Genomic DNA, 14,659 nt, shown 5'->3' on the forward strand with positions numbered 1-14,659 from the left:
AAACATAAGGTCTCTACAGTGCAGATCTTGAAGCCAAGACCGTGCAGTCATAAAAGGGATTCGTATGTTGCAGACCCGTGTTATCCCGCCCGCCGAAGGTGCGTACCAATATCCGCTGTTGATCAAACGCCTGTTGATGTCCGGCGCCCGTTACGAGAAGACCCGGGAAATCGTCTACCGCGACAAGCTGCGCTACACCTACCCGACCCTGATCGAACGCGTTGCCCGCCTGGCTAATGTGCTGACCGAGGCCGGCGTCAAGGCCGGTGATACCGTCGCGGTGATGGACTGGGACAGCCATCGCTACCTGGAATGCATGTTCGCCATCCCGATGATCGGCGCGGTGATCCACACCATCAACGTGCGCCTGTCGCCGGAACAGATCCTGTACACCATGAACCATGCCGAGGACCGCTTCGTGCTGGTCAACAGTGAGTTCGTGGGGCTTTACCAGGCGATTGCCGGGCACCTGACGACGGTCGACAAGACCCTGCTGCTCACCGACGGCGATTCCAAGACTGCCGAGCTGCCCAACCTGGTGGGCGAGTACGAAAGCCTGCTCGCCGCCGCCAGCCCGAAGTATGACTTCCAGGATTTCGACGAAAACTCCGTCGCCACCACCTTCTACACCACCGGCACCACCGGTAACCCCAAGGGTGTGTATTTCACCCACCGCCAGTTGGTGCTGCACACCATAGGTGTGGCGACCATCATGGGCAGCGTCGACAGCGTGCGATTGCTCGGCACCAACGACGTGTACATGCCGATCACGCCGATGTTCCACGTGCACGCCTGGGGCTTGCCGTATGTGGCGACCATGCTCGGCCTGAAGCAGGTCTACCCCGGTCGCTACGACCCGGAATACCTGGTGGAGCTATGGCGTAAGGAAAAGGTCACTTTCTCCCACTGCGTACCGACCATCCTGCAGATGGTGCTCAACGCCAAGGCCGCCCAAGGCGTGGATTTTGGCGGTTGGAAAATCGTCATCGGTGGCAGTGCCCTCAACCGTACGCTGTATGAGGCGGCAAAGGCCCGTGGGATTCAACTGACCGCCGCGTACGGCATGTCCGAGACAGGCCCGCTGGTGTCCTGCGCCCACCTCAACGAAGAACTGATGGCCGGCACCGAGGACGAGCGCATCACCTACCGCATCAAGGCCGGTGTGCCTGGGCCATTGGTGGAAGCGGCGATCATGGACGCTGAGGGTAACTTCCTGCCCGCCGACGGCGAGTCCCAGGGCGAGTTGGTCCTGCGCGCGCCGTGGCTGACCGAGGGTTATTACAACGAGCCGCAGAAGGGCGCCGAGCTGTGGGCGGGCGGCTGGATGCACACGGGCGACGTGGCCACCCTCGATGCATTTGGCGTGATCGATATTCGCGACCGCATCAAGGATGTGATCAAGACCGGCGGCGAGTGGATCTCCTCCCTGGCCCTCGAAGACCTGGTCAGCCGTCACCCGGCGGTACGCGAAGTAGCGGTGGTGGGCATTGCCGATCCGCAGTGGGGCGAGCGCCCGTTTGCCTTGCTGGTGGTGCGTGATGGCCATGTGATAGGCGCCCGCGAGCTCAAGGAACACCTCAAGCCGTTCGTGGAATTGGGCCATTTGAGCAAATGGGCGATTCCTAGCCAAATCGCCGTTGTTACGGAAATTCCCAAGACGAGTGTAGGAAAACTCGACAAAAAACGTATCCGTATCGACATCATTGAATGGCAGGCGAACAACAGCACCTTCCTGTCCACCCTCTGACCCTCCTCGCCGTGCCCGCTCGGGCACGGCAATGCTCTATCTGGCACCTTTACTTGTGATTTGCCGATTTTCAGCCATCCTTGCCGCGTCGGCCCTCGCCGACATGGCGAAAGGACTGTGGCAGACGGGTTGGTGATGCAAATCACACTTTAGAGGGATCAAGCAGTACCCCCTGCTGGCTATAGTCCCACTCAGAGTTTTTCAAGGATGTTCCGCTTCGGGCCATGAGGGCTCGGCTGCCGAGCGGCATTGGAATCGTTGTATTCCGGCTGTTACACGCATCAACAGAAAGAACTCACTGCCATAACAATAATGCACATGGAGTAGCGTCGATGACCTCAGTAAACCAGTTCTGGCGCCGGGCAAGACTGCCCCTGGCCGTCAGTCTCGCTTCTACGCTCGCCGGGCCCGCATTCGGCGTCAGTTTCAATATCGGTGAAATCGAAGGGAGTTTTGACTCGTCGCTTTCCGTGGGGGCGAGCTGGTCGACAGCCAAGCCCAACAAGGATCTGATTGGCGTCAACAACGGTGGTCGTGGCTTATCCCAAACTTCCGACGACGGTCACCTCAACTTTAAGCGCGGTGAAACGTTCTCGAAGATCTTCAAGGGTATTCATGACCTGGAACTGAAGTACGGCGATACCGGTGTGTTTGTGCGTGGCAAGTACTGGTATGACTTTGAGCTCAAGGACGAAAGCCGTCCGTTCAAGGACATCAGCGACAACAACCGTAAAGAGGGCGCCAAGTCCTCTGGCGGGCAGATTCTCGATGCGTTCATCTACCACAACTACAACATTGCCGATTTGCCGGGGTCGGTACGTTTTGGCAAGCAGGTGGTGAGCTGGGGTGAAAGTACCTTCATTGGCGGCGGCATCAACTCGATCAACCCGATCGACGTGTCCGCGTTCCGTCGTCCGGGGGCTGAGATCAAGGAAGGCTTGATTCCGGTCAATATGTTCTATGTGTCGCAGACACTGACCGATAACCTGTCGGCGGAAGCGTTCTATCAGTTGGAATGGGACCAGACCGTTACCGATAACTGCGGCACTTTCTTCTCTCAGCCTGATGTTATTTCCGACGGCTGCAGTGACAATTTGCGCGTGTTGAACAGTCGTCGCTTCCTGCCTGCCGCAGTACTGCCAGGGCTTGCCGCCAATGGCGTCGACGTCAATAACGAAGGCGTATTGGTGCGTCGTGGTCCAGATCGTGATGCGCGCGACAGTGGTCAGTTCGGTGTCGCGTTCCATTACAACTTCGAGCCGCTGGATACAGAGTTCGGCGCTTACTTCATGAACTACCACAGTCGTGCGCCGATCTTCAGTGCCCAGGGCGCACCGCAATCGAAATACACCGGTGCAACGCCTGGTGTGCCAGCCCAGCTGCGTCCGTTGGTGGTCGCGGGTAACTCCAATTATTTCGTTGAATACCCGGAAGATATTCGTCTGTATGGCTTGAGTTTCTCCACTACCCTGCCTACGGGGACTGCATGGAGCGGCGAGTTGAGCTATCGCCCAAATGCACCGGTACAACTGAGCACCACAGACATTCTTTTCGCCGGCGTAACGCCACTTCCGCCCTTCAACAATGCGTCTGTGTTGAAAGGGACGCCGGGTCAGGACCTGCATGGTTATAACCGCAAGGAAGTCACCCAGTTCCAAACCACCTTCACGCACTTCTTCGATCAAGTCATGGGCGCCAGCCGCTTGACCACTGTCGGTGAAATCGGCGTGACCCATGTCGGTGGGCTGGAAAGCAAATCCGAGGCACGTTATGGCCGTGACCCAGTCTTTGGTCCGGGTTCGCTACCAGGGGGGTTCTGCAACGCGCTCAACAACTCCACAGCACAAGGCGGTGGTTTGCCTAATGCCGCCAGCCTGAATACCAACTGCAACAACGACGGTTACACCACCGCCACCTCCTGGGGCTACCGCGCTCGCGCCATCTGGGAATACCCGGACGTGTTCGCCGGCGTCAACCTCAAGCCAAACGTGGCGTGGTCCCATGACGTCAAAGGTTATTCGCCAGGCCCTGGCGGTAACTTCGAAGAAGGTCGCAAGGCAGTCAGCCTGGGCCTGGATGCCGAGTATCAGAACACCTACACCGCCAGCCTGGCCTACACCAACTTCTTTGGTGGCAAGTTCAGCACGGTGGATGACCGCGACTTCGTCGCTTTGAGCTTCGGCGCCAACTTCTAAGCACACGCATTTCAGGAAGACCAGAACATGAAAATAACCAAAAGTCTGTTGCACGTGGGTGTGCTTGGGCTGTCGATCCTGGCGAGCAACGTCATGGCGGCGGTGTCGGCGGATGAAGCTGCCAAGCTGGGCACGACCCTGACGCCGATGGGCGCCGAAATGGCCGGTAACGCGGCGGGCACCATTCCTAAGTGGTCGCCGCTGCCGACCAACGCGGGTGCCGTCGACGCCCGTGGGTTCCTGGCCAACCCTTACGCCAATGAACAACCGCAATTCACCATCACCGCAGCGAACGTGGAGCAATACAAGGACAAGCTGGCGCCGGGGCAGTACGCGATGTTCAAGCGCTATCCGGAAACCTTCAAGATGCCGGTCTATCCGACCCATCGCGGTGCCACAGTGCCGGCTGATGTGTTTGCCTCCATCAAGAAGAACGCCACCACGACCAACCTGGTGTCTGGCGGTAACGGCCTGGAAAACTTCGAAACCGCCGTACCGTTCCCGATTCCGAAAAGCGGCGTAGAGGTGATCTGGAACCACATCACCCGTTATCGCGGTGGCAGCGTGACCCGTCTGGTGACCCAGGCCACGCCGCAAACCAACGGTTCCTACAGCCTGGTGTACTTCCGTGACCAGTTTGTATTCCGCGACAAGATGAAGGACTACGACCCGAAAAACCCAGGCAACGTGCTGTTTTACTTCAAGCAGCAAGTGACCGCGCCGGCACGTCTGGCCGGTGGTGTGCTGCTGGTGCACGAAACCCTGGACCAGGTGAAGGAACCGCGTTCGGCCTGGGTCTACAACGCCGGCCAGCGCCGTGTGCGCCGGGCGCCGCAAGTGTCCTATGACGGGCCAGGTACCGCAGCCGACGGCCTGCGTACCTCCGACAACCTCGACATGTATAACGGCGCACCGGATCGCTACGACTGGAAGCTGGAGGGCAAGAAAGAAATCTACATCGCCTCCAACAGCTACAAGATCGACGATCCGAAGCTCAAATACGCCGACATCATCAAAGCCGGCCACATCAACCAGGACCTGGCCCGCTACGAGCTACGCCGCGTCTGGCACGTGGTCGCGACCTTGAAGGAAGGCCAGCGTCACATCTACGCCAAGCGTGACTTCTTCATTGACGAAGACACCTGGCAAGCAGCCGTGATCGACCACTACGACGGTCGTGGCCAGCTGTGGCGCGTGGCGGAAGCCCATGCCGAGAACTACTACGACAAGCAAGTGCCGTGGTACGCCCTGGAAACCCTCTACGACCTGCAGTCCGGCCGCTACCTGGCGCTGGGCATGAAGAACGAAGAGAAGCAGGCGTATGACTTTGGCTTCACCGCCACCACCAGCGACTTCACCCCGGCGGCCCTACGCCAGGATGGTGTTCGCTAACCTGCGTTAGCTTGCAAATGTGGGAGGGGGCTTGCCCCCGATAGCGGTGGGACAGTCAAAAAGCGCATTGACTGATCCGCCGCCATCGGGGGCAAGCCCCCTCCCACATTTTTTGTCGCAGTTCTTTTTCAGGCAAATGTTGCAAAGATCTACAAACCCGCCGCTTTTACCGCTAGTCTGCGGACATCTGCAATGCCGACAACAGCCTTCTACAAGAGCCCGGCGATGACTGATCTGTCCCGAATCCAAGGGCCTGCCAGCACGGTCATTCCGACCCTGGAAGGTCGCTTCTACAGGCCACCTCTGCCTGACGGCTACGTGCTGCGCCCTCGCCTGTGCGAACGCCTGAGCGCTGGTCTGGAAGGGCGCTTGCTGCTGGTCAGCGCACCGGCTGGGTTTGGCAAGAGTTCGTTGGCGGTGGAGTTTTGCCAGAGCCTGCCGGCCCATTGGCAAAGCCTGTGGCTGGGCCTGAGCCCACGGGACAACGACCCCGGGCGTTTCCTCGAACGCCTGCTCGACGGCTTGCAGCAATTCTTTCCGCAACTCGGCGCCCAATCCCTGGGCCTGCTGAAAATGCGTCAGCGTCACCAACCCTTTGCCTTTGAAGAGTGGCTGGATGGCCTGCTCGATGAACTGGCTGTCCACCTGTCCACCCGTGCGCCGCTGTTGCTGGTGCTGGATGATTACCATCTGGCCCAAGGGCCGGTGCTCGACCGCTGCCTGCAGTTTTTCCTCAATCATTTGCCTGACGGCTTGGTGGTGTTGGTTACCAGTCGCCAGCGTCCGGACTGGCATCTGGCGCGGCTACGGTTGTCGCGTCATCTGCTGGAGCTGCATGAACAGGACTTGCGCCTGACTCACGACGAATCACTGGCAGTGCTGGATCGCCACAGCAATTCCCTACAAGGTGAAGCCCTCGATAACCTGATCCGCCGCAGCGAAGGCTGGGTCGCCGGCCTGCGTTTCTGGCTGTTGGCCGCCTCTGAAGCCGGTAGCGACGGCGCCTTGCCGCAGAGCCTGCACGGCGGCGAAGGGCTCATCCGCGATTACCTGCTGGAAGAAGTCATCGACTGCCTGCCGGCCGACGTGCAGGCGTTTTTGTACGACACCGCCCCTCAGGATCGATTTTGCAGCGAACTCTGCGACGCGGTGCGTGAAGCCCACGACAGTGCCGAAATCCTGCGTTACCTGCAGGCGCACCAAGTGTTTCTGGTGCCACTGGACGACCAAGGGCATTGGTACCGTTATCACCATCTTTTTTCTGATTTGCTGCGCACACGGCGCGCCAGCAGTCACGTTCTGCCGGCGGCCAGCCTGCACCTGCGTGCGTGTCGCTGGTTCAATGCCCAAGGCTTGATCGATGAAGCGGTGGAGCAGGCGCTGCGCGCCGGCCATCTGGACGTGGCGGCCAACCTGGTACAGAACCTGTCTGAAGAACAACTGCTGGCTGAGCAGAATGTCGGCATGCTACTGCGCTGGAAAATGGACTTGCCCGACAGCCTGCTGATCAGCACGCCGCGCTTGATCGTGCTCTACAGCTGGGCCTTGGGCCTGGCCTGCCAGTTGGATGCAGCGGAAGAACTGTCCAGCTACCTCAGCCGCTTCCTGCCGGCGCCGTCGGCTACCGCGCAGAAATCGATGTTGGCCCAGTGGCTGGCCCTGAGCGGGATCATCGCCCGCGGCCGGGGCGATCGCGAGCTGACCCAGCGCTATTGCAGCGAGGCCCTGGAGAGCTTGCCACAACGGCGTTACGGCCAGCGGTTGATGTGCTTGTCGACCCTGTCCAACCTGGCCATTGTCGATGCCGACCTCTGGCGTGCACGTGGCTTGAACCGTGAATCCCTGGAGCTGGCACAGCGCGTCGGCAACCCATTGTTCGAAGCCCTGGCCCACTACGACCGCGCGCGAGTGTTGCAAGCGCGCGGTGAGATCCTGCGTTCCCTGGATGAAGTCCGCCAGGGCTTGCAACGCCTGCACGGCTTGGCGCCGCAGCGCTTGTATGCAGTGCGTGCGCGGTTGTCGCTCTACGAAGGTTTTCTGCTGCTGGTGCGGCTCCAGCCCGACGCCGGCCTCGCCCGTTTGCGTGCCGGCCTCGCCGAAGCCCGAGCTTGTCGCGATATCAGCGTGTTGATCGGCCATTGTGTGATCGCCAATTTCGAAGGGCGTCGTGGTGACTTCCCCAAAGCCTTTGCCGAACTCGCCGAGGCTGAGCGCCTGATGCATATCTGGGATGTGCCGCCGATCTACTACCTGGCGATGATCACCCTGATCAAGTGCGAGCTGTGGCTGGCCCAGGGCCGCACCGACTTGGCCGACGCCTGGCTGACGCGCCTGGGGCAAACTTACCATGGCGAACACGCCGCTGCCGCGCCGGAGTTTCACCCGCACCTGCCGCAGCATATCGGGCTGCAACAGGCTGCGTTGGACGCCACTCGCCACCAACCTGCGGCGGCGTTGCAGCGTCTCGAAGAGCTGGCGCTGCAGGCGCATAACAGCGGGCGTCAGATGATCGCGTTAATGGCCCTGACCCAACGGGTGCAACTGTTGCTGGAGGAGGGGCAGGAGACAAAGGCGCGTTCAGTGTTTACCCAGGCCCTTGAGGCCGGCATAGGCGGGGCTTTGCAACCCTTCCAGCGATTGCTGGAAACCCACCCGGACTGGATGCGTGAGCAGCTGGCCAAAGATCCTCACGGCCTGCTGAGCCAGAGTCTGCTGGCGCTGTTACCGGCGGTAGTCGTGGTGGAAGCGGCTTCTACCCATGAGACCTTGAGCGCGCGGGAGCTGGCGGTGCTGCAATTGATCGCTCAAGGTTGCTCCAATCAGGAAATCAGCAATCGACTGTTTATCTCCCTGCACACGGTCAAGACTCACGCGAGCCACATCAACAGCAAGCTGGGTGTAGAGCGTCGTACGCAAGCAGTGGCGAGGGCCCAAGAGCTGAGGTTGATCGGCTAGGGATACTCCAGTCTGTTTTAATAGTGCACTTATTCCGGCGATGTTCGCCCGGAAACGTTATTTCATTTGCACGACAGGACCCAGAATGGAAACCGCCAAGCCGACCCTCATCCGCGAAACCTTCCCCGTCGGCCCCCTGCAGTGCAACTGCACCATCATCGGCGACCCCGTCAGCAAAAAGGCCATCGTGGTCGACCCAGGCGGCAACCATGAGCTGATCCTGGCGCGGCTCGATGCCCTGGGACTGAAAGTGGTGAGCATCATCCACACCCATGCCCATCTGGATCACTTCCTGGCGTCCGGCCAGTTGAAGGAGAAGACCGGTGCCACCTTGCACCTGCACAAAGAAGATCAATTCCTTTGGGACAATCTGGAAATGCAATGCCAGATGTTTCGCGTGCCCTATACCCCTGTACCTTCGCCGGATCGTTGGCTGGAACATGATGAAGAGTTGGCCTGTGGCTGTGGCGTGGCGTTGCACACACCCGGCCATACGCCTGGGTCGATGAGCTTCTGGTTTGCCGACGCCAAGCTGCTGATTGCCGGCGACACACTGTTCCGTCGCGGTATCGGGCGCACCGATTTGTGGGGCGGCGACCAGGCGACCATCGTGCGCTCGATCAAGCAGCGCCTGTATACCTTGGACGAGGGCGCGACGGTAGTGACCGGCCACGGGCCGGATACCCGGCTGGGCGATGAAATGCGTGAGAACCCATTTGTGCGGGCGTGAAGGGTTCATTGCCGGGCAGAGCGCGTTCTATAACAAGCAAACCTTGTAGCAAAAACTCAGGTCGTGTTCAGTGAGCGTCTGCTACGGTTTCTGTAGTCACGGAATTTTTGCCGTTTGTCGCGTTCCAAACTCGGCACAGGTCCATTGCCAATGTCCTTTGCACCATAGAATGCAAAAGTAGGAGCTCCCCCCATGTTCACTTCGCGTCGTCTGCTTGTTGTCGCTACCTGCGTAGCTTTGTTGTCCGGCTGCGCATCCCCTAACCCTTATGACGGCAGCAGCCAGGGACAGGCGAGTAATGAATCCGGCGGTATGAGCAAGACTGCCAAGTACGGTGGCCTGGGTGCCCTGGCCGGCGCATTGGCCGGTGCGGCCATCGATCACAACAACCGTGGCAAGGGCGCGCTGATCGGCGCCGTCGTTGCGGGTGCCGGTGCCGCGGGTTACGGCTACTATGCCGATCAGCAGGAAAAGAAACTGCGTGAAAGCATGGCCAACACCGGTGTTGAAGTTCAGCGCCAGGGTGACCAGATCAAGCTGATCATGCCAGGCAACATCACCTTCGCGACCAACTCGGACGCGATTTCCAGCAGCTTCTACCAGCCGCTGAACAACCTGGCCAACTCGCTCAAGCAGTTCAATCAGAACACTATCCAGATCGTCGGTTATACCGACAGCACCGGTAGCCGCCAGTTGAACATGGACCTGTCCCAGCGCCGTGCTCAGAGCGTAGCCAACTACCTGACTTCCCAAGGCGTCAACGGCGCCAACCTGAGCGCCCGCGGTGCCGGCCCGGATAACCCGATTGCCAGCAACGCCGACGTCAACGGCCGTGCCCAGAACCGTCGTGTGGAAGTGAACCTCGGCCCGATTCCTGGCCAACAGTACGGACAGCCAGGTGCCCAGCAACAGGCGCCACAACAGAACAACCAGTTCCAGGGCAATCCGTACTCGCAGTACCAGTAAACATTCGTGAATAAAAAAGGGCGCCTGAGTAAGGCGCCCTTTTTTGTGGCTGTCGGTTACATCAATCGATGTACTCGAAGACCTTGACGATTTTCTGCACACCGGAAACACCCTGCACCAGGTTGGCTGCGCGAGTGGCTTCGGCCTGGGTGAGCAGGCCCATCAGGTAGACGATGCCGTTGTCGGTGACGACCTTGATGCGCGAGCCAGGGATCGCGTTATCGGTGAGCATCTGCGCTTTGATCTTGGTGGTCAGCAGCGCGTCGTTGCTGATGGCCAGCAGGGTGATCGGGTTCATCACTTGCAGCTCGTTGTGTACCTTCTTCACGCGCTGTACGGCGGCGGCGGCTTGCTCGGCCTGGGCCTTGAGGTCGGCGCGTGGCGTCTGGCCAGCGAGCAGCACGACGCCGTTAAAGCTGGTCACGACGATGCGCGAAGCACCATTGCCCAGGTCCGGTGCGGCCTTGGCAACGTTGACTTCAACCTTGGTTTCGATCAGCGAGTCATCGATCTTGCTGCCGAAAGTGCGGGTGCCCTTGTCATCCTGAATAGGGGTGTCGCGTGTTGCAGTGATGGCCGTGCTGCAGCCGCTGATAGCGAGGCACAGGGTGATGGCTAAAAGGCTGAGGCGGTTAACGGTCATTCTTCACTCCCAAACAGTTGGCTGTCGATCAGATCGCACAGGCAGTGGATCGTCAGCAGGTGGACTTCCTGGATACGTGCGGTGACTGTGGCCGGGACGCGAATCTCCACGTCTTCAGGCAGCAGCAGTGAGGCCATGCCGCCGCCATCGCGTCCGGTCAATGCTACGACAATCATTTCGCGATCATGTGCGGCCTGGATCGCTTGAATAATATTCGCCGAGTTGCCGCTGGTGGAAATCGCCAGCAACACGTCGCCCGGTTGGCCCAGGGCGCGGATCTGCTTGGAGAAGATTTCGTTGTAGCTGTAGTCGTTAGCGATCGAGGTGATCGTCGACGAGTCGGTGGTCAAGGCAATAGCCGGCAGGCTCGGACGCTCACGCTCGAAGCGGTTGAGCAGCTCGGACGAGAAATGCTGGGCATCGCCGGCCGAACCGCCGTTGCCGCACGAAAGCATTTTGCCCTCATTGAGCAAGGCGTTGACCATGACCTGACTGGCTTGCTCGATGTGCGGTGCAAGTACGTCCATCGCCTGTTGCTTGGTGTCGATACTGGCCTGGAAAAGCTGGCGAATTCTGGATTGCATGTCCATCTGTGTGACCTTAAGTAGCGCGGCTGTTTGGCACAGGAATGTGCAGCCCGCAAAGCAAAGAGCAAAAGTGTGTGGTGAAGATGTCCGGCGAATCAGCTGTCGAAGGCATCTTTGAGCCAGTTCAGATCAGCTTGACCAGACGGTGTGCTTTCTATGGCAACCACATCGAAACGGCAGGGGGCGTCGGCCCAGCGATGCTCTTTCTGCAGGAAAAACTGCGCGGCCAGTATCAGCTTTTGACGCTTGCGCCCGTCGATACTGGCGAGTGCGCCACCCCATTGTGCGTGTTTTCTGTAGCGGACTTCGACGAATACTACTGTATCGCCGTCAAGCATGACCAGATCAAGCTCGCCACGTTTACATAACCAGTTCTGCGCCAGCAGGCGCAGACCCTGTTGTTGCAAGTGCTTCAGAGCTTGTAGTTCGGCATCCTTGCCACTTTGTGCGCTGGACCGCTCGGGCATCAGCGCGGGGTGTCCGGCAGACGCTGGATCTCACCGCCGACGAACTTGGCCCATGGCATCTGGCGATCAACGCGCTGGGTGGTGCTGATGCCCAGGCTGCCCGACAAGCCGTCAACTCGGGTGTCCGGCAATGCCTTGAGTTGCCCCAGGCGTGGCGCCAGGCGGTAGGCATCGACGCCCATGGCGTACAGGCGACCCAGGCTGCCATTGGCTTGCGGCCATTGAGCGGCAACCTGATTGCGCAGCGGGTCGGTGGTGTTGAGCAGCCAAGGGGTTTCGCAGAACATCACATTGGTCATGTCCAGGTACTGGTTCTTGTCGCCGCTGGCGCTGAACACGTGGGACGTGGCGTACACCGGCACATCGCCGGCGTATTGGAAGTTCAGGGTCGGCTTGATCTGCTGGGCCAGTTGCGGGGTCACGGCCAGGAAGATGAACTCGATGTCCTGGCGACGCGATGGTTGCGCCGCGACGTCGGTGCCAACGGTGCTTTGCAGGCTCTTGGCGCGACCTTCGCTTTTACGCAGTTGGAACAGATCGGCAATTTGCTGGGCGAGGGCGACCGGCTGGTCGACGTACTCAACCCCCATGACCTGGCCGCCATTGGCTTCCCAGTCCTGGCGGAAGGCTTTGTAGACACGCTCGCCCCACTCGCCACGGGGCACCATTGCTGCAGCGCGGTGCAGGCCGTCGGCACGCGCACGACGCGATACTTCGCGAGCTTCGTCTTCTGCGGCCAGGCCGAACTGGAACAGTTGCGCCGGGCTGCGATCGCTCTCGCTGTAATTCAGTGCCAGGGTGGTGATCGGCAGTTGTGGGCGCGCGCTGAGCTGTTTGACCAGCGGTTTCTCCAGCGGGCCGACTACCAGTTGTACGCCTGCAGCCTGGGCCTTGGCGTAAAAGTCGTCGAGGGAGGTGAGGCGCGAGCTGTCATAGAACTCGATCACTGGTGGCTTCTGCCCGGCTTGTTCAGCCTGGTAGTGCGCAGCCATGAAGCCTTCACGCAGTGCCTTGCCGACGGAGGCCAGCGGGCCATCCTGTGGCAGCAGCAGGGCGATCTTGGTCAGGGGCTGGCTGGCCAGTTCCTTGAGCTTGGTCAGTGGCGTTGGCAGTTGCACGGCAGCCGGGTGGCCCGGGTTCTGCGCACGCCAGGTGTCGATGGCAGCCTGTTGCTGCTCCAGCGTACCGGCGCCCTTGACTGCCTGGGCCAGGGTAATCCAGCCGTCGAGCGTCGGGTTGCCGCTGGCCTGCAACTGTTCCGCCGGCAGGGCGGCAATCAATACCCAGATAGCTTCGTGGTTGCTTTTGGCGGCATCGCCCGTGAGCAGTGGGGCCATGGCGACACGTTCACGGGCGGCGGCCAGGGTCTGGCCATCGGCTTCATAAGCACGGGCGTGTACGCTGGCGGTGCGGATCTGCTGCTCGGGCGGCAGGTCCTTCAGGCTTTGCAGGCTTGGGTGGTTCAGGGCGGTCAACGCGGCCTTGGGCTGGTTGCGCGCCATGGCAAGTTCAGCGGCCAGGGTGCTGGCAAAAACTTGCGCGGCTGGCTTGAGGACATCCAGGGACACCTGCGCAAGAATCTGCGACGAGCGGCCAGGGTTGTTCTGCTTGTAGGCCATGTCTGCCGCACTCAGGCGCAGTAATGCGGCCTTTTCTGGCGTCTTGGCGGTGGTGGCCTGTTCGAGCAGTTGCTCGATACTGGCGTCCGGGGTCCGTGGAAGGTCGCCAAGGCTGGACGAGGGCGAGCTGGCGCAGGCGGCCAGCAAGGCAGCGAGGCAGAGGGCGGAGAGCAGCCGCAGGCAAGCGATCATGTAAGTGTTCCTGATACCGATCAAATTAGCGTGGAATTGTACCCAAGCACTGGCCCAGGCGCGATGTTACTGGCGTGAAACCGTCGATTTAGGTCGTGCAAATGTTGCAACGGGCGTAAAACGGCTGAAAAGGCATCGGCCGTGATGGCATATTTTCAAGGCGCCTACGCGCTACAATGTCGCTTTTGCCAACCATCGAGGTGTGCGTTTTGACTGCTCCAGGTCCTTTGAATTCCACTGCAGGCTCGCTTTTTGTCGTGGCGACGCCCATTGGCAACCTGGACGACATCAGTGCTCGGGCACTGAAAGTGTTGCGCGAGGTTAAATTGATCGCGGCTGAAGACACTCGTCACTCCCAGCGCTTGATGCAGCATTTTGGTATCAGCACGCCATTAGCGGCGTGCCATGAGCACAACGAGCGCGAGGAGGGCAGTCGCTTTATCGTACGCCTGCTGGCCGGCGACGATGTGGCGCTGATCTCTGACGCAGGCACGCCGCTGATCTCCGACCCTGGCTACCATCTGGTGCGCCAGGCGCGGGCCGCTGGTATCAATGTAGTGCCTGTTCCGGGCGCGTGCGCGCTGATCGCTGCGTTATCGGCGGCGGGCCTGCCGTCGGACCGTTTCATCTTTGAAGGTTTTCTGCCAGCCAAAGCTGTAGGGCGTCGTGCGCGCCTTCAAGCACTGAAGGAAGAACCGCGCACGTTGATCTTTTATGAAGCCCCCCACCGAATCCTTGAATGCCTGCAGGATATGGAGCTGGTGTTTGGCGGCGAACGCCTGGCGCTGCTGGCGCGTGAGCTGACCAAGACCTTTGAAACCCTCAAGGGCCTGCCTTTGGAAGCGCTGCGTGCGTTCGTCGAGGGCGACAGTAATCAGCAGCGCGGCGAGTGTGTGGTGCTGGTGGCGGGCTGGACGGCGCCAGAGGACGAGGACGCCGTGGGCAGCGAGCCGATGCGTATTCTGGATCTACTGCTCAAGGAGATGCCACTCAAGCGTGCAGCAGCCCTGGCGGCGGAGATTACCGGCGTGCGCAAGAACCTCTTGTATCAAGCGGCACTGGATAAGCAGAAGGCCGAATAGTTCCGGTGTCAAACCTGTATTCCGTCTGAACGTGATGGCAATTCTGAACTTTTATTACTTGTCCTAAGTCCGCCGTGCCGTTAA

The 14,659-nt window shown here is 60.1% G+C and carries 11 protein-coding genes; 7 read left to right on the forward strand and 4 right to left on the reverse strand.

All coding sequences use genetic code 11. From position 1 onward, the window contains the following. Positions 1-64 precede the first annotated feature (64 nt). The 6 genes from BMZ57_RS07220 to BMZ57_RS07245 all read left to right on the forward strand — a co-directional run bounded on the left by BMZ57_RS07220 (position 65) and on the right by BMZ57_RS07245 (position 9,985). A complete protein-coding gene (locus BMZ57_RS07220) occupies positions 65-1,747 on the forward strand; it encodes a fatty acid--CoA ligase (protein WP_010213065.1) in 1,683 nt (560 codons plus the stop codon). 332 nt (positions 1,748-2,079) lie between these two features. After that, positions 2,080-3,942 carry a DUF1302 domain-containing protein gene (locus BMZ57_RS07225; RefSeq protein WP_010213063.1) on the forward strand — a complete coding sequence of 621 codons (1,863 nt, stop codon included), beginning with the start codon at positions 2,080-2,082 and terminating at the stop codon, positions 3,940-3,942. A 27-nt stretch (positions 3,943-3,969) separates the two neighbouring features. Next, entirely contained in the window at positions 3,970-5,334 is a 1,365-nt protein-coding gene (locus tag BMZ57_RS07230; RefSeq protein WP_010213061.1) for a DUF1329 domain-containing protein, read from the forward strand. Between the two features lie 225 nt (positions 5,335-5,559). After that, complete coding sequence (locus BMZ57_RS07235; RefSeq protein WP_042571671.1) at positions 5,560-8,289, forward strand: winged helix-turn-helix domain-containing protein; 2,730 nt, start codon at positions 5,560-5,562, stop codon at positions 8,287-8,289. A gap of 85 nt (positions 8,290-8,374) precedes the next feature. Beyond that, positions 8,375-9,019, forward strand: coding sequence for an MBL fold metallo-hydrolase (locus tag BMZ57_RS07240; RefSeq protein WP_010213059.1), 645 nt, complete (start codon positions 8,375-8,377; stop codon positions 9,017-9,019). 192 nt (positions 9,020-9,211) lie between these two features. Next, entirely contained in the window at positions 9,212-9,985 is a 774-nt protein-coding gene (locus BMZ57_RS07245; protein WP_021491873.1) for a YiaD family glycine zipper/OmpA-like lipoprotein, read from the forward strand. 61 nt (positions 9,986-10,046) lie between these two features. Here the strand turns inward: BMZ57_RS07245 and BMZ57_RS07250 are convergent, their stop codons facing one another. The 4 genes from BMZ57_RS07250 to BMZ57_RS07265 form a co-directional block, all read right to left on the reverse strand. Next, positions 10,047-10,628 carry a BON domain-containing protein gene (locus tag BMZ57_RS07250; protein ID WP_010213057.1) on the reverse strand — a complete coding sequence of 194 codons (582 nt, stop codon included), beginning with the start codon at positions 10,626-10,628 and terminating at the stop codon, positions 10,047-10,049. Then, a complete protein-coding gene (locus tag BMZ57_RS07255) occupies positions 10,625-11,218 on the reverse strand; it encodes a phosphoheptose isomerase (protein ID WP_021491872.1) in 594 nt (197 codons plus the stop codon). Before BMZ57_RS07255 ends, BMZ57_RS07250 begins: the two co-directional genes overlap by 4 nt. Positions 11,219-11,310: 92 nt before the next feature. Then, positions 11,311-11,682, reverse strand: a complete 372-nt coding sequence (locus BMZ57_RS07260) for a YraN family protein (protein WP_010213054.1) — start codon at positions 11,680-11,682, stop codon at positions 11,311-11,313. Next, complete coding sequence (locus BMZ57_RS07265; protein WP_010213053.1) at positions 11,682-13,493, reverse strand: penicillin-binding protein activator; 1,812 nt, start codon at positions 13,491-13,493, stop codon at positions 11,682-11,684. Before BMZ57_RS07265 ends, BMZ57_RS07260 begins: the two co-directional genes overlap by 1 nt. 176 nt (positions 13,494-13,669) lie before the next feature. Here BMZ57_RS07265 and rsmI point away from each other — a divergent pair, with 176 nt between their 5' ends. Then, a complete protein-coding gene (gene rsmI / locus BMZ57_RS07270; RefSeq protein ID WP_162483033.1) occupies positions 13,670-14,575 on the forward strand; it encodes a 16S rRNA (cytidine(1402)-2'-O)-methyltransferase in 906 nt (301 codons plus the stop codon). Positions 14,576-14,659 lie beyond the last annotated feature (84 nt).

The sequence above is a fragment of the Pseudomonas simiae genome (assembly GCF_900111895.1).
Taxonomy (GTDB): Bacteria; Pseudomonadota; Gammaproteobacteria; order Pseudomonadales; family Pseudomonadaceae; genus Aquipseudomonas; species Aquipseudomonas simiae.